Raw genomic sequence first — 24,230 nt, 5'->3', positions numbered from 1 at the left:
GCGGTTTTTTTACGCCTGGAGGAATGTATGGGCGCAGCACGCAAGATCGATATTCACGGCGCGAAAGGCGGAGACAAGAAGCCTAAGTCCCCGACCGAGGCCAGCGACAACCTGCGCTCCACGAACATTGCCAAGCTGTTGATCGCGGTGGGCGAGGGCGAGTTTGAGGAGGCTCCCACTGCAGCCAACATCTTTCTCGACAACACGCCAATCAACGATGCCAGCGGCAACGTCAACTTCCCGAACGTGAAGTGGGAGTGGCGCTCCGGGTCTGTCGATCAGACCTATATCCCTGGCATTCCATCAGTCGAGAACGAGACATCGCTGAACATCGAGCTGCGCAGTGATGCGCCATGGGTCCGCTCGGTCACCAACACCCAGCTCTCGGCCGTGCGCGTCCGCTTTGCCTGGCCAGCGCTCCAGCGCCAGGACGATCAAGGCAACATTGGCGGCTACCGGATCGAGTACGCCATCGACGTGGCTACCGACGGCGGTGCCTATCAGCAAGTTCTGACCGATGCTGTGGATGGCAAGACCACCACCCGTTACGAGCGCTCCAAGCGTGTTGACCTGCCCGAGGCAACCACCGGCTGGCAGATCCGTGTCCGCCGCATTACGCCGAACCAGAATAGCAACAAGATCGCAGACACCATGCTGATCGCCGGCTTCACTGAGGTGATCGACGCTAAGCTGCGCTACCCGAACACCGCGCTGCTGTACATCGAGTTCGACGCCGAGCAGTTCACCAACATTCCGGCCGTCACCGTGAAGAGCAAGGCCAGGAAATGGCAGGTTCCAAGTAACTACGATCCGATCAGCCGCACCTACACCGGCACCTGGGATGGCAGCATGAAGCTGGCCTGGACCAATAATCCGGCCTGGATCACGTACGGCATTTGCACCGAGGACCGTTTCGGCCTGGGCAAGCGCATCAAGACGTTCATGGTCGACAAGTGGGAGCTGTACCGGATTGCCCAGTACTGCGACCAGCTTGTGCCCGATGGCCTTGGCGGAACCGAGCCACGCTTCCTGTGCGACATGAACCTGCAAGGCAAGGCCGACGCCTGGACGCTGCTGCGGGATATCTCCGGCATTTACCGCGGGATGACCTACTGGGCCCAGGGTCAGCTGATCATGCAGGCCGACATGCCGCGCGCGCAGGACTTCGACTACGTCTTCACCCGGGCAAACGTCATCGAGGGGAAATTCTCGTATGGCAGCGCTTCGGCGAAGACCCGGTACACCCGGGCCCTGGTCAGCTACGACAACCCGTCGAACAACTACGACACTGACGTCATTCCGTTTTCGGACCTGGACCTCCAGCGCCGCTACGGGGACCGGCCAACCGAGCTGAGCGCCATCGGTTGCACCCGCGCATCCGAGGCCCAGCGCCGGGGCAAGTGGGCGATCCTGAGCAACAACCTGGACCGCACTGTCACCTTCAAGACCGGCATGGAAGGCGTGATCCCGCTCCCGGGCCACATCATCCCAGTGGCGGACTCGCTGCTGGCCGGTCGGGAGATTGGTGGGCGCATTTCGGCTGTGGCCGGTCGCGTTGTAACCTTGGACCGCGACACCCTAGCAAAGGCTGGCGACCGACTGATCATCAACCTGCCCGGCGGCCGCGCCGAAGGGCGCACCGTGGAAAGCGTTGCTGGCCGTACCGTGACCGTGACCGTCGCCTACAGCGAGGCGCCCCGGGCGCAGCTTCAGTGGGCTCTCGACGCTGACGACCTGGCGATCCCGCTGTACCGAGTGCTGCGGACCAAGCGCACCATCGAGGGCGACTTCGAAATCAGTGCGCTGCAGTACGAGCCGAGCAAGTTTGCTTTCATCGACACCGGTGCTCGCCTGGAAGACCGGCCGATCAGCGTTATTCCGATCACCGTCGTTCCGGCGCCCGCCAGCGTCACCCTGACGGCGAACTCTGTCGTTTCCCAGGGAATAGCTGTAGCCACGATGACCATCACCTGGCCCCCTGTTGAAGGGGCTGTGGCGTATGACGTCGAATGGCGCAAGGACAGCGGCAACTGGATCAAGGTCCAGCGCACCGGCTCGACCAACGTAGACGTGGTAGGCATCTACGCGGGAGCCTACGTGGCCCGCGTGCGCGCGGTGAGTGCGTTCGACATCTCGTCGATCTGGCGTAACTCCGTGCTGACGGATCTCAAGGGCAAGGAGGGCCTGCCGCCGGCGGTGTCGTTCTTGACGGCTACACCCTTGCTGTTCGGGATTTACTTGAAGTGGGGCTTTCCCGATGGATCGAGCGACACCCAGCGCACGGAGATTTGGTACGGCCCCACCACGGATCAGGAGGCATCGACCAAACTCACCGACCTGGCATATCCACAAAGTGACTTCTCCCTGCTCGGCCTGGCCGCTGGCGTGACCTTCTATTTCTGGGCGCGTCTTGTGGATCGGATCGGCAACATCGGGCCATGGTATCCGCTTGGGATTGGGGTTCAGGGGCAGTCGAGCTCGGAGGCGGGGCCGATCCTGGACATGATCGCCGGTCAAATCGGTGAAACAGAACTCGGCCAGGACATCCTGGATGAGATCAACAAGATTCCCGGTCTTCAGGACCAGATCGATGCGCTGGACGGTCTTTCCGCTTACAAGCCGGACGAGGTCTATCAGACAGGGGAAATGGTCGTAGGAGACGGCCGCATCTATCAGGCGACCGATGAGGTTCCGATCAACACGCCACCGCCAAACCCGGCCTACTGGCTGGATGTCGGTCAGGCGATCGAGACGGCCAATGGCCTGGCGCAGCAGGTTTCGACCAACACCGCTGACATCACCGAGATTGACGGGGTTGTCACGGCCCAGGCCACGGCCTTCCAAGCGTTGAGAGCCTCCTACCGTGACGACAACGGTGAGGGCGACCTTGCCGATGCTCTAAAGGGGTGGGGCAGCACTGCGGCAATCGCCAACGAGGAAAAGGTCAGGGCATCGGAAAACCTGGCAATTGCTCAGAAAACAGAGTCCCTGACTGCTGCCGTAGGCGAGAACGAGGCCAACGTCACCGATCTTCGGCAGGTGGTCGCCACGGACAAGGAGGCCACTGCGCAGGCGCTCACGCAAGTAAACGTCAAGGTCGGCGAGAACACCGCATCGATACAAGAAACAGCCACTGCTTACGCGGATACGAGCGGCAAACTATCGACCATGTGGTCTGTAAAGATGCAGCTCACCTCCGACGGCAAGTATGTGGCGGCCGGTATCGGGCTCGGCATTGAGAACACTGCGGCAGGCCTGCAAAGCCAGTTTCTGGTCAGCGCTGATCGGTTCGCGATCGTCAACACCATCGCCGGCGGGGCTATATCGGTTCCGTTTGCAGTGCAGGGCGGTCAGGTGTTCATGAACTCGGCGTTCATCCAGGACGGCAGCATCACCATGCTGAAGATTGGTCAGTTTCTGCAATCGGACAACTACATCGCTGGCGTTCAGGGTTGGCGGATCGATAAGGCTGGCAACTTTGAACTCAACAGCCCTCTGGGCGGCGGTGCCCGCCAAACCATCAACAACAACGGCGGCAAGGTGTTCGATGAAAACGGCGTGAAGCGCTATCAGTGGGGGAACTTGTCCGCATGAGCTTCGGAATGAGGATATGGGGCGCCGATGGGGCGCTCCAGCTGGATGAAAACTCTTTCACTATTCGCGTGGCGCTTTCAATCCTGGTGACATTCCCTGTTGGCGGCAGCAAATCAAATCAGGATTTTGCTGTTCCTGGGGTAGGGCCGGGTAACGGGACCGCCATTGTCATTCCTATCAGCGATTACTCAGACAGTCAGATGCAGTTTGAGACCGAAATGTTAGAGGGTGTGGCGAGAGTCTATAACCACACTCGCACATTCGCGGCGAGCACAATTTCCAGCGGGACCATGCGACTTATTGTAATGAGGTGGACTTGATGAGCTATGGCGTCCAGTTCATAAATAATAACAATGTAGTGACTCTCGATTCTGAATACGCTCGGTTAATGGTGATTTCATCCGGCCGATATTTGCCTAATCAGGACGGTGGTATGGGGTCGGTTACGACCTTTCCTGTTGCGGTAACGTCCCAAGAGCCTCCACTGGTGTTTGTTCGGCCGGATACGGTGAACGCAATTGCCGGCATGTGTCAGGTGCGTATTATCGGATCTGCTGGAAATTGGACTGGGTTTTACATGAGGGCCTACAACACCAGTATCTCAAACCTGAATGGTAGGTACTTCGTTGCGGCATTCGCCGCCCAAGCTATAGCTCAGTATGGCGTGCGGATGTGGGGTGCTTCGGGCCAACTTCTGTTCGACTCTGGAACGCCCAGCGCGAATTTTACCAGGGCATTCCAGAACTGGAGCTATGTTAAGAATGACCTCACGGACCAGGGCCTCACCCGAATTTACTACAGCGTGCCTTTTAATTTTCCACAGGATGAGTTCTTACTGCTCAACACGTTTGGCATGAACATGACTTCGGGCAGCGGAATACCTCGGAACCTGTATTGCTGGTGGGACTTTCCGAATAACGCGCTTTATGCAATCACTGTTGCTGCGACAAACCCAACAGCTTTTTTTCTGCCGGCTGTATTCGCAAAGATGACGGCATAATCTAAATTAAGGAATACGCCATGCCCTGGTACAAAACTGGGACGGTAAACGTCACCCTAAACTCCAGTGCGGTTATCGGCACTGGAACCGCTTTTATTGCCAATAGCCGGGTCGGCGATGCTTTCCGAGGGCCGGACGGCGGATGGTACGAGATCACCAACATTGCCAGCGATACCGCTTTGGCAATCGATCCTCCGTATCAAGGCGCTACCGATGCGGCAGGCGTTTATGCACTGGCTCCGATGCAGGGTTACGTCAAGGGTTCGGCAGACGCGTTGCGGGCGCTGGTCAACCAGTTCGGCGGCGTGCTGGCTGTTTTGGGTGAAGACCCAACCCAGGCCGGAGTGCGCGCAGCGTTAAATTTGACTAACGCGGATGGCGTGCCTCAAGGGGAAACGAATAAATACCTGACAAACTCGGGCGTTATCGGGTCTGTTCTTACCGGACTTGACCCGGGCGCAAGTGGCTCCGTGGTTGCGACTGATAGTGTCGTCGCTGCGTTCAGCAAACTGAAGGTCAATGTCGACGCATTGCAGACTGGAAAGGCTGGCAGCGGGGTAAACGCAGATATCACGGAATTGAACGCGCTCACCAAGCCAGTGACTCCTGCGCAGGGAGGCGTGTCGTATGGCTACATTGATGGCCTGATACCCACCTGGAATACCACCACGTCTATCACAGTGTCACCAGGTGCAGCCTATATACCATCGACAGGGAAGAACCTAGCGGTGCCGACGGCCTTGACACTGAGCGGATTTTCTCTGACGTCCAACACTTGGTATTACCTCTATCTCTACGACAACGCCGGAACGGCTGCGATCGAACTAGTAACAACAGCTCCGACTGCGCCCTATAGTGGTACGGCGCGTGGTAAGTCTGGGGACATGACGCGTCGCTTCCTCTGTGCATTGCGTTCTAATGCTGGGATTGGCTTGCATAGCTTTCAGATCGATTCTGCGAGGATTCTTCGATATAGGGCGCTGCTATCTTCCCCGCCGTTTCGGGTGGTATCAGCGGCAAGCCAAACCACGCCAACCACCGTATCACTGGCAGCCATGGTTCCTCCAACTACGCAAACGGTAGAGATGCTTGCGGTTAACGGAAGCGGATCGGTAACTATATTCCTAGCGCTTCCTGAGGACACAGCCTCTATTTTGGCTCGGGTTGGTGCGACTGCAAATACTCAGCTAACGATGATCACGGATTCCTCTCAGCAATTTTCCTTTCAAAATAATGCCGCTGGCGGGGCAGCAACTTTCGACGTTGCAGGCTATGGGATGGACAGATAATGGGATACGCAATCACTGCTACATCCTGGCGCCAGGTGACGCCGGACCTCGAGCTGACCGATGGCGAGGCCTACGTGGAAGAGCTGCCGGCTTGGTTGGTCGAGGCCACCGCCAGGAATGAGGCTGTACGGGCAGCACAGGCCACCTCGTCGCAACTGCAAGCAATAGCCGACGAGAAGATTAGTCCTTTGCAGGCCGGCGTCGATATTGGCGAAATCAGCGACGAGGATCTCGAACGCTGGAAAGCGTGGAAGCGTTATCTGATCGCGCTAAGCAAGACGCCTGAGCTTCAAGGATGGCCAGACAATCCAGATTGGCCTGTGCTCCCCGATTTCTAAAACCCGCCAATCGAGCGGGATTTTTTTGCCTGGAGAAAAGTTTATGAACGCATCCGAAAAGGACCGCGACATCCTCGCGCGCACGCTTTACGGAGAGGCCAGGGGTGAAGGTTTCACCGGCCAGGTCGCCGTGGCCTGCGTAATCCGCAACCGAGTGAACGACGGCAAGGATCGCTCCTGGTGGGGCGAAGGCTACGCCGGGGTCTGCCTGAAGCCTTACCAGTTCAGTTGCTGGAACAAGAACGACCCGAACTATCCGTACCTGAGCGGCGCCAAGCCGATTCCGCCGAAGCAGTTCTCCCAGGCGCAGCGGGCGGCGGACCTGGTGATCTCCGGCCAGGAGCCCGACATTACCAATGGCGCGACCCACTACTACGCCACCACCATGCCGAAGCCGCCGACCTGGGCTAAGGGTGCAACCCAGACCTTTCGCCTGGGCAACCACATCTTCTTCAAGGACGTGACATGACTCCCGCCACGCTGAAGCTGCTGATCTCCGGTGTGGCCGTGGCGCTGATCCTGGCTATGAGCGCGACGTGGAAGGTCCAGGACTGGCGCTACGGGATGAAACTGGCGGAGCAGGCCGGCCTGCATCAATCCGACCTGGACAAGATCAACAGCGCGGCCACCGCTCAGGTACAGGCAGAGCAGGGCAAGCGCCTGGACCTGGAACAGCGGCTGTCGGCCCGCGAACAAACTCACCACAAGGAACTGAGCGATGCTCAAACCAATCAAGCTCGCTTGCGCGATCGCCTTGCCACTGCTGATTTGCGGTTGTCAGTCCTCCTTGCCGAGGATCCAGCCAGTTGCAACGGAGTGCCTGCCACCCCCGGCGCCGTCGGCGTGGTTCATGGAGCCCATCGAGCCCAACTTGACCCGGCGCATGCTCAACGAATTATCGGAATCACCGACGACGGCGACCGGGGGCTGATCGCGCTGAAGGCCTGCCAGGCGTATGTCAGGGAATTGAATCAGCAATAGGCTGAATCAGCTCGGGCCCTTGGTTCCGCACGTTGCCGATAGCCCGGTCAACCTTGAACCACTCGAAGGCCTCGGCTGGCTCGCCCTGGTGCAGGACGATTTGCTCAGCGCGCTCCTTCGGCGTTGCCGGGGCGAGCCATTCCCGGGCCAGGTCTGCATCCAGCACCACAGGGCGGCGGTCGTGGATGTCGACCATGCCGCCTTGGCTGTCGGAGGTTATGATGACAAAGCCGTCGTGCTCACCCGGCTCATGGTCGCCGGTGGGGTATTGGCCGATGGCCGCGCAGAATATGGGTGCATGGTTCCGCCTGCGGATCAGGTAGGGCTGTTTCTTTGGCCCGCCCTCATCGACCCACTCGAACCAGTTGTTTATCGGCGTGATGGCGCGGTTCGGCCAGATTGAGCGGTAGAAGGGGCCGTGGGCGACTTTCTCGACCCGGGCATTGATTGGTGCGGCGCGGTCCTTGGCCCAGTGCGGTCGCCAACCCCAGCGCACCAGGTCGGCATGCAGGATGTCGCCTTCCTGGTGGAAGAGGGCGAGCTGCTGCGACGGCGCGCCGTTGTACTTCTCCAGCGGCGGGTCGCCGGCGGAGTTGACCAGGGCATTCGGCGTACTCAGTGCCACAACGAAGTCGTGAATGCCGGTGTACTGGGAGAGTCGTCCGCACATAGGTCGCGCTCAACCGATCCTGTTGATGGTGGGCTCAGGCAATTTACCGCCCATGAGCTCATTCAACTTTCTGTGATATTCACAAATGACCTTTTCCTTTGAGGAAAGCAAGTAATTCGAATTCATGGTAAGGGTCACGTTTTTCCTCCGTTCTTCTTCAAGATCGTCCTTGGTCGCCTTGAGTTCCGCCCGGAGCTTTGCGCACTCCTTGGCCTCGGCTGCGTGCATTTCCACCAAGCCGAAAACATCCTGGCGAGCCTTGCGCAGTTGAGTGGTCAGTTCCTGCACTTCATTCTCCAGCATCAGGCAGGAGTGCTTGTACATTTCGAGCGGCGTGGGACAGCCCAGCCAATCACTGGTGTCTTCGATGTCTAACGGGTCCACGGGTAACGCCTCTGCTTATACTGTTTGGATGTACAGTAATCGAGGGGCGATGATTCGGGCGAGGACTGGGCGACGAGCTGCGGTCTTTCAGTCAGATGACATCATTACTGCCAGGCTCATTTTGATGAATTCGTCGTTTAGGTCCAGGGTCGCCAAGGCTCCGCGCACATTGGCGGCGACCTGATTCGATCCCTGCCTATCTACCCAATTGGTCAGCTCCATGATGGCTGCTTCCAGGGCACGCTGGTTTTCGTTGATCTTCGAAAGCAATGACGGGAGCAGGTCGAGATTTTGCATTGGCGACTCCTACTTCGGAGAAATAAGCGTAGCAGTTCGGGGTGAGGGTGTTCGGTTGGCAGAACGCCGCAGGAGGGTGGAGATTTATGCAAGATCGGCATAAAGGAATGGCCAGATGGCTAATAAAATTCAGGCTGTTTCGGGATGCAATGGGGGTAATTTCCGGTCCGCAATCATTTTAGAGGATGCGGAAACATTGGCTGATATAGCAATGATTTTAGGTAGATTGCGGACCAGAAAACCTATTGCACGCCACGGCCTGATTGATTTCCACTAAGGACTTAAAATCCCCCGCTCGTAAGGGCGTGCCGGTTCGATTCCGGCTTCGGGCACCATCTAAAATCAAGGGTTTGCGAGCGAAAGCTAATGCAAACCCTTGTTTGTTTCTGCTCCGTCAAACCACCTTATCCAAGCTGCGCTCACAACCTGCGCCGAAATGCCTCGAGAATCTCCCGGGTGCCCTTTTTCATTTGCAGTTGCGCGATAGCGTCCAGCGGATGCCAGAGGCAGTCGCTGATTTCATTCTGTGGCCGGGCGGTCTTTGAATCGGTGACCGCGGCTTCGAACACGTGGTGTTCGGTTTCACCGTCGCTGATGCGCATCAGATAAAGCAGGTTGTGCGCGTCCAGCCCGGTCTCTTCTGCCAACTCGCGTAGTGCCGCCCCAGCATGGGTTTCGCCGCGCTCAACGGTTCCACCAGGCAATGTCCAGCGGCTGTTGGCCTTGCGCACGAGCAAGATGTGGCGATCTTCCTCGCAGATGACGGTCGCTCGAATTTTCATGGCCTTGCTCAATCCGTGACTGTCATTAAATTGAAATATAACTGCAATATTTGAGCCCGATGTCATACGGACTGTCCACTACAGTTTTTACCGGGGCCTCTCTGTACGACCGCGGCAATCGGCGAAAGACTGAACTTCATTTCAAGCCTGCACTCGCTATCTGTCAGGACTGGGCATTAAACCGATCATCGCCTCGACTGAATCAGCTTGGAAAAAACGTATCCATGTTGGGTGGATAGCCAACCTCGGGTAGAGGGGAAGTGAGAAGACATGACCACGGTTGAAGACTTCAAAATCAAATCCCACGAGCTTCTCGTGGAACTGGACGCGGCCACCTCAGAAATGATGGCGCTCGTCGACGCACATCAAACGAGCGGGGTGATTTGGGAGCAGGCCGTCCAACGCCAGCATGACGCTTATGAACGGTGGGTCGCCTATCTGAATGAGCGTGGATAGACGCAAGTTCGGGCGGGGGGACGCGATGGCAGATTCTTTGAACGGACCGTCAGGGGGTGTGCCTAAACCATAGACCTTAAGAGGATTGGACCATGTCTGAACTAGCCAGCTATTTCTGGATCGGCGTTGTGGTGCTTTTGCTGCTTGTGGATCTGTGGGCGATCATCAGTGTCTTTCGCAGTGACAAGACTGTCGGGACCAAGGCGGGATGGGCGCTGGTGTTGATCATCTTGCCTGTGGTGGGCCTGGTCATCTGGGGCGTTGCCGGCCCTCGCGGTGTGAAGGAAGGCCCGTCGTCGCCAGAGCACAGCAAAGGTTAGGGACCCTTCATTGGTTTTTCCAGCGCCCACCGGTGGTTTCGCAATCTTTCTGTGCTTGCGCCAGTTGCTCGGTGTTGTAGTAGTACCGGGTGACTTGCGCATCGTCAGGGATGTTGGCTGACTCGCCGCCACGGTCCTTGCTGGTTGAGTGCGGATTGGCCAGGGATTCCTGAGTCAGCCGGGCCTGGCACGTCGCTACATAGCCTTGGGCGCAACGTTCGACCTGGTTCTTTTCAGTGCTCAGTGCACCTTTGCTTTCGTTGCTGCACGACCAGCCAATCGCCTCGGCTGGCACGCCTTTGTATTCGTAACAACTATGGGTTTCGATCTTCGGTATCGCCTGGCTCTGGGACCGAGTGATTACATCGCAGCCTTGCGCCATGGCGACGGCAGGGCAGGCACAGGCGATCAACAGCAGGATTCTGGCGTACATGGTGTTCTCCCTCTAGCGGCTTTGCTCCGATACATATCCATATCGAGGCGCAAAGAACGCCCGCGTTCCATCGGTTTTCCAACCGGTAGAGCGTGGGGAAGAATCTGTGCAGCGCAATGCGTTAGCGGAACTTGGGCAATGGTCGCTCGGCGGGCTTGAGGGACGTCAGCGCGCTCTGGATAGAGGGGGCGTCTTTTTCGATGTCATTGAGACGATCCCGGATGCGCACGGCGGTAGGGTGCCCGCCCTGATGGTCGACCCAGTCAGCGATTTCTTTGCAGGCTGCCGCCAATCGCGCCTGACGCGATTCCAGCAAGGTGAGCACGGTGGTGATGGACTCTTTTTCAGACATGTCGCACCTCCATTGAGTGTGTATAGGGCAGCACAAAACCCGCCAGCAGCGGGTTGTACCGATAATTAAGCGTAGTTGAGTTATTTCGGGTCTGGCGAAGAAAACGGCGCACGGCCGGACGGCCGGTGCGCCAAAGAGGGGTTGCGGACTCAGCCTGACTCTTTTACCCAGGCCGGCGCGACACTGGCTCGCCAGCGCACGTCGGTAATACCGTATTTTTCTGCCAGTGGTTTTGACACCCGCTTGACCTTTTCCCTCCCGAATTTGGGGATGCGCCCGACACCCGCGTCGCAACTGGCCCAATGCCAGGCTTCGGAATTGTTCATCACTTCTGCACGAATGATGAATGACTTGGGCTCGCCATGGAGCATGTAGTCGATGATGTAAAGCGATGGCCCGCCCATAAATCCTCCCTAATTAGTTCTATACGGATGGATGCAGAGGCGGGCGGAAAATTCCATCGGATCTCCAGACGGTCAAAATCGGGGGCGCGGCGAGGCTCGCGGCCGGGAACCAAACCCGGTTAACCTTCTCCAAGCTGGGCTTGAGCACCAAGGGCCATGGATCGAAGGCGAGTCAGTGCGATCACCATAAAAGGCACACAATGAAAATCTTCGCCAGGGTGTTGTCTCTCGTAGCCCTTGCCAGCGCTTTGCTGGGGTGCATTGGCGCTCCCATCGAACTGACTGCGCAGACCGAACAACGCCTTCGCACGCAACCGTCGATCCGCTTTCTGCTGACGTTCGATGACGGGCCCAGCGCATCATCTTTCTGGAACCCGAGCATGGGCGTGCTCGATGCCCTGGCGCAAAACCCGGTGCAGCCGGGGATCAAGGCGGTATTTTTCGTCCAGACTCGAGCGTCGCGGGCCGGTGGCAGTGATATCGGGCGTTCGGTGATGCGTCGTGAACAGCAGGAAGGGCATGTGCTGGGCTTTCATACCGCGACCTCCGGGCACAGCAACCACCGGTTCCTCAGCCCAGATGAACTGGAACAGTCGCTGCTCAATGGGAGCGCCGACATTGCCGCCATCACGGGGGCGGCTCCCAGGCTGGTGAGGCCGCCGTTCTGGAGCTTCGACACCCGCACCTTCGAGGCCTACCGGCGCCATGGCCTGCACATGTTGCTCACTGATCTGAGTGCCAACGACGGCAAAGTCTGGGGCATCACGGCGAGTCCGAGACGGCGAATCAACCTAATACGTCAGCTCAGCGAAGTGCGTGAACGTATCGCCGGCGGGCAGATACCTGCCGTTGATGGCGTCATTCCGGTGGTGGTGACCTTTCATGATCTCAATCGCTACACCGCACGACACGCCCGGGAGTACCTGCAGATTCTGATCGACGCTGCCCAGGCGACTGGGGTGAAGACCGACACCAAGCCATTTTATGACGACCGTCAGGCGCTTGAGCGAGCAGCGCTGGCTCGCACCGTCAAAGACGGCACCGAGCCGGTGCAATTGCCTGGGTTGTGGAACAGACTGTGGGGATCGGGCTCACCCTGATGGGCATGTCGCACCCGGGAAATTGCGACGCCCGGTTGATGCCCTGATGCCAACTGAGTGTAAGGTAAGGGGCGTACCTTAGGTTTATCTGGCAGGAGGTAACTATGAGTGCTGCGATGCTAACGAAAGTGCACATCAACGGTTATGACGTACTCAGTGTGAACAGCGGCCCATGGCGGGTCTGCACCCAAGTGGACCGGCTTGGCTCCTTTGCTTCCCGTGAGGAAGCGCTGGCTTACGCGGCGGCGTTGCCGGTACGCAGAAACCGAAGCGAGCGATCGGCTAACACTAAATAGCAGCGCTAGAAGGTCGTGTTCGCAGGTCAGAGTTGGCTGCACGCGCGCAACCCCCGGAGGATGCTGCGCACGCAGCCAACTCGCCCCAGTGGTTCAGGTATTGGCCAGTTCCAGCGGGATCTCCAGAGTGAACAAGGCCCCTTGACCAGGCCCATCGCTGTGGGCGTAGAGACGACCATTCATTTCAACCGCGGCCAGAGCACAGCTGTGCAAGCCAAATCCATGGCCGTCCTTGCGGGTCGTGAACCCGTGGTTAAAGATTCGAGCCTGGTTCTGCGGCGCAATACCCTCGCCTCGATCCTTGACGCTGAGGCGTAACGTACTCTCAGCGACGATCTGGATCCCTAGCGTCATTTCCCGCGGATGCCCGGAAACATTCGACATTGCGAACTTGGCGTTGCTGATCAGGTTGATCAGGATCAACAGCAACCTGTGCTTGTCTCCCAGGATGGTGGGGATGTCCTGAAAATCCTTGATGACCGTGACATGGTGCCGGCTCAGCGCGCCTGCGTTCATGCGTAACGCATCTTCGAACAAATCCCTGACATTGAGCGGCTCGATCAATCTCGCGGCGCCAGCGTAGGTTTGTTGGGTGGCGACGATTTCCTTGATGTGGTCAATACTCTTGGTCAGTTGTGCCAGCTCGTCAATGAGCAGTCCCTGTTCGGCATTGATGGACTCGACCAGCTCATTGAAATAACGAGGCAACAATTTGCCTTTTTCATCCAGGGTAATGAAACGGCCCAAATCCTCGGCATGCTCATTCATCATTTTTACCGCTTTTCCCAGGCCGAGCGTCTTGCTGTTTTTCAACTTGCGGGTCACCAGGTCCGCCGAAATATTCACGCTGTTGAGAACGTTCCCCACGTTATGCAACACGTTGGTCGCGATCTCGGCCATTCCCGCCATTCGCGCCGCCTCCACCAGCTCACGTTCGGCCTGCATCAACTCGCGAGTGCGATCTTCCACCCGTTCTTCCAGCCGTTCATTGGAGAATTGCAGTTCCTGGTTAATCTGAGTGATGAGCGCGGAACTGCGAACCAACCGCGCAGCAAGGTAGATCATCAAAATGGCCATGAGGCCGGCGCATACAGCCAGATAGATGTGATATTGGCGTTCGGTCTCGGCGGTCCTGCGTTGGGTTTCGTTCAACAGCTCGTTAATACTGTCCAGCTCTTGAGCGACCGGGATCACACTGATGCGGTCAATGAGGTCATTGACGATCGGTTGTTCCTGGATAATTGATTCGACATGTTGTGTCAGCGTGGTAAAGGACGGCTGGTAGGGCTGGGGCAGTTGGGCCATGTATTGCTCCAGCGCATTGAGCTGGCTCCTTACTTCTTCGGCCTTGTCCGAGGTGACATAAAGGGCGTACTCAAGCGTTGTCAGAGTCAGGTCAAGGACACTGGAGGCAATCTCTAGGCGGTTTATCGGAGTGTCGGCGTCCATCTCCCTGAGCCGTGTCTGGATGTCGTCCTCGGCAAGTGGCAGCGCATCCAGAGCGGTGCGTAAGCGGGTGTTGTGTTGCTGGAACTGCTCCACCAGCAGGCTTTTGTTCCTCACCGCCTCCACATAGCCCTGGCGCCTGGATGCCCAAAGGGCCGCCAAAGGACCAGAATTGTTGAGCTGCTCCAACTGCGCCCATCGACTGGCCGCTTCAGGTGGCGGGGTCAGCGACAGGTTGTTATTGATGCCGATCTTTTTTCGCAGGATTTTGACGTTCCAGTTAGCGTCGGATTGTTTGAGTTGGCGGATGAAATCCCGGGATTCGAAATAGGTGGAGGCGTCGTAGGTGTAGGACTTGACTAAAAAGAATATCAAGGCCGAAAACACAGCAAGCGCGACAGCCAATAAGGCGGGCCATTTATATTTTTTAATGAGAGTGGTCACGCGGTCCTCCCATCAAGGCTCATGATCGGGCAGATCGGTGAGTTGCCAAGACAAGGCAGGATTGCGGCGCTTGGGACGATGGGTGGAGTGTTTGTTTGGTGTTGTATAGGTGGCGTGGGTCTGCTTTTGCCTGGGTGCACGTTGAGCTCCCTGCTAACGGTGGCGTGGTACGTCAATGACGTGAGTGTAGCGCTAAGGAGGCGGGGCGATGTGGGAGGCCGGAGGCGGGCGCAGATTAAGTCGGCCGCCACAGTGGCGGCCGACTTTTGGCTTGGTCCATTACAGCGGTCACAGCTCAGGAATGAAGCGGATAATCCACATATCCATGCTGGTCGCCACCAAAGAATGTGCTCGGATCCGGCGCATTGAGTGACAACCCTTCGCGAATTCGCCGTGGCAGATCAGGATTGGCCAGAAACGGCCTGCCGAACGCGATGATGTCCGCGCGGCCGTCGATCAGCGCCTGTTCTGCCGTCTTTGGATCGTAGCCACCGGCGATCATCAGTATGCCGTCCCAGGCTGCACGCAACTGACCGATAATGGCATCCCAGCGCGGATCGAAGTTCTCATCTTTTACAGTGCCGACGACGGCGGGCTCGACGAGGTGCAGGTAGGCCAGGTTCCAGTGGTTCAACGAACGCACGATATGGCCGAATGTAGCCTCAGGGGTTTCATCACCCATGCCCATGAAGCGCCCCATGGGTGTCAGACGCACGCCCACGCGTTCTGGACCGACCTCATCGACTACGGCAGCCACCACTTCCAGTAACAGGCGAGCACGATTTTCCAGGCTGCCGCCGTAACGGTCAGTGCGCTGGTTACTGTTACTGTTGATAAATTGATCCAGCAGATAACCATTGCCCGCGTGAATTTCCACACCATCCATTCCGGCGTTCATCGCATTGCGTGCAGCCTTGCGGTAGTCGCTGATAATGCCGGCGAGCTCCGAGGTTTGCAGCGCTCGTGGCACCGGCACATCACCCCAGACGCCGTGACCATCGGTATCGACAATGAACGTCTTGCCAGGTACGGGTAATGCACTCGGGGCAACCGGCAGCGCGTTGTCGGGCTGAAAACTGGGATGCGATACGCGGCCCACATGCCAAAGCTGCATGAAGATCAAGCCGCCCGCCTCATGCACGGCGTCGCTGACTTCGCCCCAGGCCTGCACCTGTTCATCGCTGTAGATGCCCGGCGTCCAGGCATAACCCTGGCCCTGTCGGGATATTTGCGTCGCTTCGGTGATGATCAAGGCGGCGCTTGCACGTTGGCGGTAGTACTCGGCATTCATCGCTGTCGGAATGTCGCCCGGTTGCCCGGCGCGAGAGCGTGTCAGCGGTGCCATCGCCACACGGTGTGCAAGTGTGTATGGACCTAATGCGATGGGACGAAACAGATGTGGCGTCATGGTGTTCTCCAATAATCGAAAAGTGCAGGCAGGGTGGCGTCTGACCTGGGCCAGGCACTGGCTGTACTTAAGTTAAACGGCGCGATGACGCCTGATAATCCACACACTTCGCCACGCTGCATTGCGTGATTCGCAATGCAGCGCGGGTTCATGACGGCTGCTGCGAGCGAGTCAGGGGAAGGTTCAACCAGCGCCGCCCTGTGGCATTCGCGATGGCATTGCCAATGGCCGCAGCCATTGGTCCCTGGACGATCTCGGCGGCGCCGAGAAACGGTTGTCCCGGTTGATCGAGCAGATGGACGTCGACCTTTTTGGGCACTTGCGAAAAGCGCAGGATCGGGTAACCACTCCAGTCGTAGCTGCGAATGCCTCCGGGGTCATAGGCGACTTTTTCATACAGCGTCCAACTGGTTGACTGGACGACACCCCCTTGCACTTGGTTGCGCAAGCCGTCGGGATTGACGATCTGCCCAACGTCCACGGCTGTGACGACGTGATCGATCTGAACTTCGCCAGTCTGAGGGTGCACCTGAAGGTGCACGGCGATGCCGCAATACCCCATGATGTTTTTGTAGCGGGCGAACGCGAAACCTATGCCCGCGCCAGGAGCGCTGCTTCTTTGCGGCCAGGCAATGGCGTCGCGAACTCGCTCCACCACGGCCCGCGCCCTGGGATCGGTCAGATGGGCAAGCCGCAAGGCAACTGGATCGACTTCGGCCTTGATGGCCAGCTCGTCCATGCAGGCTTCGATTGCGAAAATGTTGATGTGCGCGCCGAGTGAACGCATGGCCGATGTGCGAAATGGCATCTCGGTGACGAAGTTCATGTCGATGCGCGTCGAGCCCAATGTGTACAAGGGCACCGCGTTGCGATCGCCGTCGCCTTCGGGTTGTGCGATAGGCACCGAAGGCGCAGAGATGAAAGGGCGGGCCAGCAGCCGCGCCGGCAGCAAGCGTCCGGCATTGACGATGCGTTCGTTATGAGGCGTGGTCCATAGCTCGCAGTTCCAGTCCTGCAGTCGACCCTGCGCATCAAGGTTGGCCTGGACCTCGGTAATCATCGCCGAGCTGTAGGGCTCCCAGAGATTTTCCTGTTCGCGCATCCACTGCACCCGAACCGGGGTGCCCGGTAGTCGCATGGCAATCAGCGCCGCGTCGGCTGCTGCATCGTCCGCGCCGTTGTGACCATAGCAACCCGAGCCTTCGGTGTGGATACAGCGAACGCGCTCGGGTGGCAGTCCTGTCATTTCGGCAATCCCGGCGCGCAGGGGGTACACACCCTGTGTGTGGGTCCAGACCGTGAGGGTGCCGTCCTTGAGCCAGGCCACGGCGCATGACGGGCCGATGGAACCGTGCATCAAATACTGTTTGGTTACGCGCGCGCGGTAGCTATGGTGGGGCACGTCTTGCGGGGTACCTTCATGACTGATTGGATAACGGCGTGAGGGGAGCCGTTCGAGCAAGGTATGGATCGATCCAGACTCGGGGATTGCCTGTCCACCACTCCAATAGGCCGATTCGTATCCGCTGCGCATGGCCTTGATCGCTTGCCATTCATCAAGCGCCACCACGGCCAGATAATTACCATCACGAATCACTTGCACGACCCCGGGCAGCATCTTGATCGATTTCGCATCGAAGACCTCCAGCCTGCTGCCGGGACGCGGCGGGCGGATGACTCGCGCATGCACCATGCCTGGCAGACGAATGTCTTGAACGAACGCGGCACCGCCGCTGACTTTGGCCGCAATATCCAGCCTTTGCAGCGAATGGCCGATCAGCTTGAATTGCGTCGCCGGCATGACTGGCGATTCGGCCTTGGCATAGAGGTGCAGATCGACATTCTTGACGGCGTCGGCATAGCTCATTCGCTGCCCAGTGGGGCCGAGAATGATGCCTTGCTCGGTGCTCAGCAGTGCCGGCAATACCTCCCAGCTACGCCCGGCCGACTCCAGCAGTAACTCACGCACCTGCGCCGCCGCGTTGTACAGCGCGGTCCCACTGTCGAAAATACTGTGGCTACCGGCGGTGTAGCCTTCGTTAGGTGTCAGAGCCGTATCGGCGGTAAGCAAATTGATCGCCGCCGGGGAGACTTCCAGGCGTTCCGCGGCTATTTGCAATAGGGCTGTCTTGACGCCGGTGCCCAACTCAACCTTGCCGGTGTAGACGGTGATGCCATCTGCGCCGACCCGGATCCAGGCATCGAGATAGGGGTTGGTGCGCAGGCTGCCGGGCAGGTCCGGCGCCCGCACTACCGTGCCAAGCGTATCAACTTCGGTGTCTGCCCATGCGCGTCGGGTCATCGGCGCGAGGGTGAATGCCATCAACAAGGCGCCGCCCTTCAAGAAGGCGCGGCGACTGTGAGCCATCTCTTTAACCTGCGTCATAGCGAACTCCGGTTTTGCCTGGCTACAAGGCTGATCGCGTCGATAATTCGCAGGTGGGTTCCGCACCGACACAGGTTGCCTGCCATGTACTGGCGTATGGTCTGTTCGTCCGGGGACGGATTGCTTTCCAGTAATGCCTGGGCGCGCATCAACATACCGGCGATGCAGTAGCCGCACTGGGCCGCCTGTTTATCGATGAAGGCCTTCTGTAAAGGGCCGGGGCGCTCGACGGTGCCGAGGCTTTCAACCGTTCTAACCTGTTTGCCTTCAAGGCCCGCGCAGGGTGTCACGCAGGAAAACACAGGCTTGTCATCGACAATGACGGTACAGGCACCGCATTGGCCCAAGCCGCACCCGTATTTGGCGCCATTGAGCCCCAGGTGATTGCGCAGCGCGTAGAGCAGCGGCATGTCAGGTTCCAGCTCCAGTGTCTGGGGCGAGCCGTTGACATTGAGAGTGACTTGGGTCATTTCGTCTCCTGGCGTATCGCTTCAAGGGTGGCAGAAAGGTCAGTCCAGGGTTGGTCGGGACTGGCCTGGTGGCGCAGGTATGACGCCAGGGCTGAGAGTTGGGCGTTGTCGAGGCTGGCGGCAAACGGCGGCATCACCGGACCCGGCACGCCCGGGGTGGCCGGGATGCCATCGAGTACGGTTTTCAGGAAGTTGCGCGCGCTTGAGGCTTGTAATGCTGACGTACGATTCAGCGCCGGACGCCCGTCGATTTCGCGCATCGGTGCCGCCGCGCCATGGCAACCGGCACAGGCGCTGGCGAAGAGCAGGGCGCCACTGGCTTGAGCGGTGGGCTCGGCGCTGGCAGCATCGGGATGGATTTCCCTGATCACAGCCCTGCCGGGCAGACTCAGCAAGTACTCGGCAATCGCCTCTGCATCGGCCACCGGCATGCGTGCCAGGCCAAGACTGACCGCACGCATCGGTCCAGCCGCGGTGCCATGCCCCTCCACGACTTCTGCGCGAAGGTAACGCACCAATTGCTCAGTGCTCCATGCATTTGCACGACGAGCCATGCCGAGCAGCGAAGGCGCTTGCCAACCCTCCACGGAACCGCCCGCCAGGCTTTCGCCGCTCTTCTGGGCACCGAGTAAGTTCAGAGGTGAATGACACCCTGCGCAGTGGCCGGGCCCTTGGACCAGATAACGCCCGCGATTCCAGGCTTCAGATTGTCGTGCTACTGGCGTGAGTGGCTTGGCGTGCAGGAACAGCAGATTCCAGAAGGAGACTAGCGGGCGGATGTTCATCGGGAAGTTCATGTTGTTTTGCATGGCCGGTGAGTCCACGGCAGGGCCGCTCATCAAGTACGCATAGGCGTCAGCGATGTCGTCTGTGGTCATGCGCCGGTAATGTACGTATGGAAAGGCCGGGTAAAGGAAGTGACCATCGCGTGAGATCCCTTCGCGCATCGCCCGCTCGAATGCCGGCAGCGACCATTGGCCAATTCCGGTCTGCGGATCCGCAGTGATATTGGTGCTGTAGAGCGTGCCAAACGGCGTTCTTAGCGGCAGGCCCCCCGCCATGTATTGGCCCCCGGGTCGTGTATGGCACACCGCACAATCGCCCGCCTCGACAACGCGAGCACCGCGTTGCAATTGTGCGGAATCGAAGGTTCGCGGACGCTCGATGGGGGCTATCGCCGGACGCCACATCAGCATCACGGCCCCGATGGCGCCTACCGAAGCCAGGACCACGGCGCTGATCCATAACGGCCTGGCTCTGATGAAACTGCCCTTCATGAAAATGCCCGGTGCCGCAGACGCGCGGTCGCAAGTGATGATGAGTTGGGGGTCATGAACAGCTCCTCGGTCAGCCTGGGAAAGGCGCCGGAGGAGAGACCTCTGCGCCAAGTGCCGAGGGTAAGGAAGGTGTGGCTGTTGGAGTATCCGCGGATCGCGCAATAGCCTGTTGCGCCAAGCGCAAGGCGAGTGCGCGTTGCATATGGCGCATCACTCAATTGCTCATGGGGTGGATTCTGCGGATCGACCGCTGCCTTTAGCCTTGACGCCACTTTCTCGAACTCAACGAGGTGTCATCATGCTCACGGGTAACCCGGCGGCAACGGCCAAGGCCGAACAATCTGCTTCACTCTCTGGCCTGATGGTCGCGTTCCTGGCGTTTTGCTGCGGCGCGGTCGTTGCCAACCTTTATTACGCTCAGCCAATTGTCGAACTGATCGCGCCGCAGATCGGCCTGTCCAGCGCCAATGCCAGTCTGATAGTTTCGCTCACACAGTTTGGTTATGCGTTGGGCCTGCTGTTGCTGGTGCCACTGGCCGACCTGATGGAAAACCGACGCCTTGTCGTGGGTTTTACCCTCGCCGCGAGCGTGACCCTGTTGTGTGCCGGTCTGACGCATTCGCCGTCGATGTTCCTCATATTGTCCCTGCTGATCGGTCTTACCTCAGTGGCGGTGCAGATTCTTGTGCCGCTGGCGGCGCATCTGGCGCCGGAAGCAACGCGTGGGCGCGTTGTTGGCAACATCATGAGCGGGCTGTTGCTGGGCATTCTGCTGTCACGTCCGCTGTCGAGCCTGCTGGTGGAAGTGTTCGGCTGGCGCGGGGTGTTTTTCAGCGCCGCGGCACTGATGGCCGTCATCGCCGTGATTATGGCGACTGCGCTGCCGCGGCGTGTGCCGACTCATCAGGCCACGTACCCGGCGTTGATCGGTTCGGTGTTTGCGCTTGCCCGTCGCCACCCGGTTCTGCGGCAACGTTCGTTGTATCAGGGCTTATTGTTCGCCAGCTTCAGCCTCTTCTGGACCCTCGCGCCCATTGAGCTGATACGTAACCACGCGTTCAGTCAGGCGCAGGTTGCGATTTTTGCGCTGGTCGGAGCCGTCGGTGCATTGGCAGCACCGATTGCCGGGCGCTTGGCCGATGCTGGGCATGGCCGCCGCGGGACGCTGGCTGCACTGCTGTTGGCACCCGTCTCGCTATTGATCGCGGCGCTGCCTGGCAGCAGTTACCTCTGGCTGGTGGTGTGTGCAGTGCTGCTGGATTTCGCCGTGCAACTGAACATGGTGCTGGGCCAACGAGAGGTGTATGCCATCGACCCGCACAGTCGCGCGCGCCTGAATGCGGTTTACATGACCAGCATCTTCGTGGGTGGTGCCTTGGGCTCGTTGGTGGCGAGCCCACTGTATGAACATTTCGGCTGGAACCTGTCTGCCGTGACGGTGGCATTGTTGCCTGCTCTGGCTTTGCTAATGTTTCTGGGACGTAAGGCAGAGGCCTGAGCGCCAGGCGTCGGTGAAAGGTGTGAGGTGCGTTCGTACAAGACGGCGCGAGACGAGTGATGCACAATCGTCTGCGTTCCTTTTCGACCGGATTGCACCTATGGACAAGCTGCTGGCATTGAAGATGTTTGTTGAAACCGTGCGTTGTGGTGGTTATTCCGCCGCGGCACGCAAACTCGGCATCTCGACATCTTCGGTGACACGCCAGGTGGCAGGACTCGAAAATGAGTTGGGCGCCAGTCTTCTTAACCGTACGACTCGCAACACCAGCGTTACCGTCGCTGGGCAAACCTATTTCGAGAAGGCCGTCGCCATTCTCGATGCCATTGATCAAGCCGATGCCGTAGTCGCCGACCGTGGCATCGAGGCCCAGGGACGCCTACGGATCAGCGTCCCGGTGGAGTTTGGTCGACGAATCATCGCGCCGCATCTGGGTCGATTGCTTGCTCGTCATCCAGGACTGGAAATCAGCGTGTCGTTGAGCGATCAGGTCAGCGACCTGCTGAGCGAACAGATCGATGTGTCGGTGCGTCTCGGATCGTCGGTGGTCAGTGAGGATATCGTCAGCAAACGGGTAGGGGCCTTCCAGCGCTGGGTGGTGGCCAGCCCGGACTATCTGAGTCGTCACGCGGTGCCGTCTCATCCCCGTGACTTGCTGGAGCTACAATGCCTGCGCTTCGATTACGGTGGTTCGCACCACCACTGGACGTTCCAGGGCGAGGACGAAAGCATCCAGCTCAACGTCCACGGTCGCCTGCAAAGCAACAACGCCGATATCCTGCGTGAAGCGGCGATCGCCAGCGGCGGGGTGGCCTTGCTGGCCGACTGGCTGGTACGTGACGACGTCGCCGCCGGCCGGCTGGCACGGTTGCTGGAGCATTATGAAGTCAATCCCGGCAGCGCGAGCAGTTGTATCAATGCCCTGTATTTACCCAATCACCGGGGCTCCAGCCGGATCAATGTGTTCATTGATTTTCTTGAGGAGATCCTCGCGCCTGATCGATTGGATAACCGCTAGCGCCAACTCAGGTGCGTAGTTTTCTGTCGGGAGAACCGGGGTGGCACAACAGAAAACGCATGCGCCAGAAACGACAAAGCCCTGAATAATCAGGGCTTTGTCGTATAAAGATGGCGGAGGCGATGTCCGCTATTTTGACGTATTTTGAGTTCTATTGCCGTCTGGCTGCTTACTAAAAAATCCTTATTAAACATGTAGATATTTGGTTTTTTGTCTTTTGTGTTCCAATGGATATTACCGAAAGCCATCGTCCAAGGTGTGGGCTGGAGTGTGGGCTGGAGCTGATTTAGATTAGGTCATCGTCCTTAAGAAGATGAGGTGACGCATGGCATCACTTACGACAAAGGTGGTGGAGAAAATAGTCAGGACTGGCTTGCCTGGCATGACCAATGACGGAGATGGGTTGTATCTGAGAGTTGGCCCTACCGGCGGCGCAAGTTGGCTTTTCCGCTACAAGCTATCAGGAAAGAGCCGATACATGGGCTTGGGAAAGCATCCAGAGACAAGTCTCGCGGTAGCTCGGGAAAAAGCATCTGATGCTAGAAGGTTGAGTAGATCTGGAGTCGATCCGATTGCGAGTCGAGATGAGGCGTTGGAGCGGAAAAGGCTGGAGAAAGAAGCCACGTTTCTATCGGAGGACGAAACCCCGACCAAACCAATTACCTTTAAGGAGGTTGCTCTTGATTACATCGATGCCCATAAGGCGGGCTGGAAAAATGCCAAGCACGCCCAACAGTGGAAGAACACGCTGACTACTTATGCGTTCAAGGTCATAGGCGATCTTCCCACGCAGGAGATAGGCATTGAACATGTGCTGAAAATCCTCAAGCCGATTTGGACAGAAAAGCCCGAAACCGCTAGCCGTTTGCGAAACCGTATCGAACTTGTCCTCGACGCAGCAAAGGCTCGAGACCTACGCGCAGGCGAAAACCCCGCTCGATGGCGAGGACACTTGGACAAGCTTTTGCCTCCTCGCCAAAAAGTGCGTGCTGTAAAACATCACGCAGCAATCCCATGGACCGAGCTCCCCGCGTTCGTGGCGACTCTTGAGAAAGCAGAAGATCTGAGTTCTAAAGCCCTGCGCTTCACTATCCTGACTGCCTGCCGAACCAGCGAAGTACTCTTATCTACGTGGGCGGAGATTGATCTCGTTGTAGGGATATGGACCATTCCAGCGTCGCGAATGAAAGCAGGGAAAGAGCACCGGGTTCCGCTGTCGAAAGCTGCATTGGATCTACTGATCGGTCTTCCTCGCGTAGAAGGGAACAATCATCTATTTCCTGGTGCTCGAAAAGGGAGGCCGCTGAGTAATATGGCGATGTTGATGGTGTTACGTCGAATGAAGCGCAACGATCTCACGGCTCATGGATTTCGCTCGACTTTTCGGGACTGGGCGAGTGAGGTCACCCACTATCCTCGAGAGGTTTGCGAACAGGCGCTTGCACACACAGTAGAGAATGCGGTTGAGGCTGCTTATCGCCGTGGAGATCTGTTCGGGAAGCGTCAAATGTTAATGGATCAATGGTCACGATATGTGTGTGGCATACAGGAAGCACAGGACAGTAGGGCGGCTACCAATTAAGGTTC

Annotated in this window: 26 protein-coding genes; 14 read left to right on the top strand and 12 right to left on the bottom strand. The window is 58.3% G+C overall.

Translation table 11 applies throughout. The features are described from left to right. The first annotated feature begins 27 nt into the window (after window positions 1-27). From T3A99_RS12570 to T3A99_RS12540, 7 genes are read left to right on the top strand one after another with little or no spacing between them, the layout of a single operon-like run. A complete protein-coding gene (locus tag T3A99_RS12570) occupies window positions 28-3,594 on the top strand; it encodes a phage tail protein (RefSeq protein WP_322834371.1) in 3,567 nt (1,188 codons plus the stop codon). A gap of 8 nt (window positions 3,595-3,602) precedes the next feature. After that, on the top strand, window positions 3,603-3,914 hold the full coding sequence (locus tag T3A99_RS12565) for a hypothetical protein (protein ID WP_322834440.1): 312 nt from the start codon (window positions 3,603-3,605) through the stop codon (window positions 3,912-3,914). Further along, window positions 3,914-4,594, top strand: coding sequence for a hypothetical protein (locus tag T3A99_RS12560; protein ID WP_322834370.1), 681 nt, complete (start codon window positions 3,914-3,916; stop codon window positions 4,592-4,594). Before T3A99_RS12565 ends, T3A99_RS12560 begins: the two co-directional genes overlap by 1 nt. Before the next feature lie 20 nt (window positions 4,595-4,614). Beyond that, window positions 4,615-5,883 carry a hypothetical protein gene (locus T3A99_RS12555; RefSeq protein ID WP_322834369.1) on the top strand — a complete coding sequence of 423 codons (1,269 nt, stop codon included), beginning with the start codon at window positions 4,615-4,617 and terminating at the stop codon, window positions 5,881-5,883. Then, the gene (locus tag T3A99_RS12550) at window positions 5,883-6,221 is read left to right on the top strand and encodes a tail fiber assembly protein (protein ID WP_322834368.1); all 339 of its coding nucleotides are present in this window, start codon (window positions 5,883-5,885) and stop codon (window positions 6,219-6,221) included. The genes T3A99_RS12555 and T3A99_RS12550 overlap by 1 nt, the downstream gene beginning before the upstream one ends. Window positions 6,222-6,264: 43 nt before the next feature. Further along, complete coding sequence (locus T3A99_RS12545) at window positions 6,265-6,690, top strand: cell wall hydrolase (RefSeq protein ID WP_322834367.1); 426 nt, start codon at window positions 6,265-6,267, stop codon at window positions 6,688-6,690. Next, window positions 6,687-7,202: a lysis system i-spanin subunit Rz gene (locus T3A99_RS12540; protein WP_322834366.1), complete on the top strand. Its 516-nt coding sequence runs from the start codon at window positions 6,687-6,689 to the stop codon at window positions 7,200-7,202. Before T3A99_RS12545 ends, T3A99_RS12540 begins: the two co-directional genes overlap by 4 nt. Here the strand turns inward: T3A99_RS12540 and T3A99_RS12535 are convergent. The 3 genes from T3A99_RS12535 to T3A99_RS12525 all read right to left on the bottom strand — a co-directional run bounded on the left by T3A99_RS12535 (window position 7,180) and on the right by T3A99_RS12525 (window position 8,553). Beyond that, window positions 7,180-7,872 carry an SOS response-associated peptidase family protein gene (locus tag T3A99_RS12535; RefSeq protein ID WP_322834365.1) on the bottom strand — a complete coding sequence of 231 codons (693 nt, stop codon included), beginning with the start codon at window positions 7,870-7,872 and terminating at the stop codon, window positions 7,180-7,182. The two genes, T3A99_RS12540 and T3A99_RS12535, sit on opposite strands and share 23 nt — an antisense overlap. 9 nt (window positions 7,873-7,881) lie before the next feature. After that, window positions 7,882-8,256, bottom strand: coding sequence for a hypothetical protein (locus T3A99_RS12530; RefSeq protein ID WP_322834364.1), 375 nt, complete (start codon window positions 8,254-8,256; stop codon window positions 7,882-7,884). Window positions 8,257-8,343: 87 nt separating this feature from the next. After that, entirely contained in the window at window positions 8,344-8,553 is a 210-nt protein-coding gene (locus T3A99_RS12525) for a hypothetical protein (protein WP_322834363.1), read from the bottom strand. 115 nt (window positions 8,554-8,668) lie between these two features. On the opposite strand from T3A99_RS12525, the gene T3A99_RS12520 reads away from it, so the two are divergent. After that, window positions 8,669-8,830 (top strand): hypothetical protein, encoded by a 162-nt coding sequence (locus T3A99_RS12520; protein ID WP_322834362.1) that lies wholly within the window; start codon window positions 8,669-8,671, stop codon window positions 8,828-8,830. Window positions 8,831-8,972: 142 nt separating this feature from the next. Here T3A99_RS12520 and T3A99_RS12515 read toward each other — a convergent pair whose 3' ends face one another. After that, window positions 8,973-9,335 carry an NUDIX hydrolase gene (locus T3A99_RS12515; RefSeq protein WP_047226597.1) on the bottom strand — a complete coding sequence of 121 codons (363 nt, stop codon included), beginning with the start codon at window positions 9,333-9,335 and terminating at the stop codon, window positions 8,973-8,975. Window positions 9,336-9,605: 270 nt separating this feature from the next. On the opposite strand from T3A99_RS12515, the gene T3A99_RS12510 reads away from it, so the two are divergent. Both T3A99_RS12510 and T3A99_RS12505 read left to right on the top strand, forming a co-directional pair. After that, complete coding sequence (locus T3A99_RS12510) at window positions 9,606-9,791, top strand: hypothetical protein (protein WP_047226596.1); 186 nt, start codon at window positions 9,606-9,608, stop codon at window positions 9,789-9,791. Window positions 9,792-9,883: 92 nt separating this feature from the next. After that, entirely contained in the window at window positions 9,884-10,111 is a 228-nt protein-coding gene (locus tag T3A99_RS12505; RefSeq protein ID WP_047226595.1) for a PLD nuclease N-terminal domain-containing protein, read from the top strand. A 7-nt stretch (window positions 10,112-10,118) separates the two neighbouring features. Here T3A99_RS12505 and T3A99_RS12500 read toward each other — a convergent pair whose 3' ends face one another. The 3 genes from T3A99_RS12500 to T3A99_RS12490 all read right to left on the bottom strand — a co-directional run bounded on the left by T3A99_RS12500 (window position 10,119) and on the right by T3A99_RS12490 (window position 11,300). Beyond that, the gene (locus T3A99_RS12500) at window positions 10,119-10,544 is read right to left on the bottom strand and encodes a hypothetical protein (protein WP_047226594.1); all 426 of its coding nucleotides are present in this window, start codon (window positions 10,542-10,544) and stop codon (window positions 10,119-10,121) included. Window positions 10,545-10,665: 121 nt separating this feature from the next. Further along, complete coding sequence (locus T3A99_RS12495; RefSeq protein WP_047226593.1) at window positions 10,666-10,896, bottom strand: hypothetical protein; 231 nt, start codon at window positions 10,894-10,896, stop codon at window positions 10,666-10,668. A 149-nt stretch (window positions 10,897-11,045) separates the two neighbouring features. Beyond that, the gene (locus T3A99_RS12490; protein ID WP_047226592.1) at window positions 11,046-11,300 is read right to left on the bottom strand and encodes a DUF6555 family protein; all 255 of its coding nucleotides are present in this window, start codon (window positions 11,298-11,300) and stop codon (window positions 11,046-11,048) included. 200 nt (window positions 11,301-11,500) lie between these two features. Here T3A99_RS12490 and T3A99_RS12485 point away from each other — a divergent pair, with 200 nt between their 5' ends. Further along, the gene (locus T3A99_RS12485; RefSeq protein ID WP_322834361.1) at window positions 11,501-12,400 is read left to right on the top strand and encodes a polysaccharide deacetylase family protein; all 900 of its coding nucleotides are present in this window, start codon (window positions 11,501-11,503) and stop codon (window positions 12,398-12,400) included. Window positions 12,401-12,789: 389 nt separating this feature from the next. Here the strand turns inward: T3A99_RS12485 and T3A99_RS12475 are convergent, their stop codons facing one another. The 5 genes from T3A99_RS12475 to T3A99_RS12455 form a co-directional block, all read right to left on the bottom strand. Beyond that, window positions 12,790-14,586 carry a DAHL domain-containing protein gene (locus T3A99_RS12475; protein WP_322834360.1) on the bottom strand — a complete coding sequence of 599 codons (1,797 nt, stop codon included), beginning with the start codon at window positions 14,584-14,586 and terminating at the stop codon, window positions 12,790-12,792. Window positions 14,587-14,881: 295 nt separating this feature from the next. Beyond that, window positions 14,882-15,994, bottom strand: a complete 1,113-nt coding sequence (locus tag T3A99_RS12470; protein ID WP_322834359.1) for an alkene reductase — start codon at window positions 15,992-15,994, stop codon at window positions 14,882-14,884. A 148-nt stretch (window positions 15,995-16,142) separates the two neighbouring features. After that, window positions 16,143-18,380, bottom strand: a complete 2,238-nt coding sequence (locus tag T3A99_RS12465) for a xanthine dehydrogenase family protein molybdopterin-binding subunit (RefSeq protein WP_322834358.1) — start codon at window positions 18,378-18,380, stop codon at window positions 16,143-16,145. Beyond that, the gene (locus T3A99_RS12460) at window positions 18,377-18,850 is read right to left on the bottom strand and encodes a (2Fe-2S)-binding protein (protein ID WP_160892608.1); all 474 of its coding nucleotides are present in this window, start codon (window positions 18,848-18,850) and stop codon (window positions 18,377-18,379) included. Before T3A99_RS12460 ends, T3A99_RS12465 begins: the two co-directional genes overlap by 4 nt. Then, window positions 18,847-20,127 carry a c-type cytochrome gene (locus T3A99_RS12455; RefSeq protein WP_274090385.1) on the bottom strand — a complete coding sequence of 427 codons (1,281 nt, stop codon included), beginning with the start codon at window positions 20,125-20,127 and terminating at the stop codon, window positions 18,847-18,849. The genes T3A99_RS12460 and T3A99_RS12455 overlap by 4 nt, the downstream gene beginning before the upstream one ends. Before the next feature lie 298 nt (window positions 20,128-20,425). Here T3A99_RS12455 and T3A99_RS12450 point away from each other — a divergent pair, with 298 nt between their 5' ends. The 3 genes from T3A99_RS12450 (at window position 20,426) to T3A99_RS12440 (ending at window position 24,225) form a co-directional block, all read left to right on the top strand. Beyond that, window positions 20,426-21,625, top strand: a complete 1,200-nt coding sequence (locus tag T3A99_RS12450; protein ID WP_281459273.1) for an MFS transporter — start codon at window positions 20,426-20,428, stop codon at window positions 21,623-21,625. 100 nt (window positions 21,626-21,725) lie between these two features. Continuing rightward, entirely contained in the window at window positions 21,726-22,643 is a 918-nt protein-coding gene (locus T3A99_RS12445; RefSeq protein WP_107322533.1) for a LysR family transcriptional regulator, read from the top strand. Between the two features lie 325 nt (window positions 22,644-22,968). Next, complete coding sequence (locus T3A99_RS12440; RefSeq protein WP_322834357.1) at window positions 22,969-24,225, top strand: tyrosine-type recombinase/integrase; 1,257 nt, start codon at window positions 22,969-22,971, stop codon at window positions 24,223-24,225. Window positions 24,226-24,230 lie beyond the last annotated feature (5 nt).

The organism is Pseudomonas sp. N-137 (assembly GCF_034555295.1).
Lineage (GTDB): Bacteria > Pseudomonadota > Gammaproteobacteria > Pseudomonadales > Pseudomonadaceae > Aquipseudomonas > Aquipseudomonas rhizophila.
This window is presented reverse-complemented; position numbering and strand designations above follow the sequence as displayed.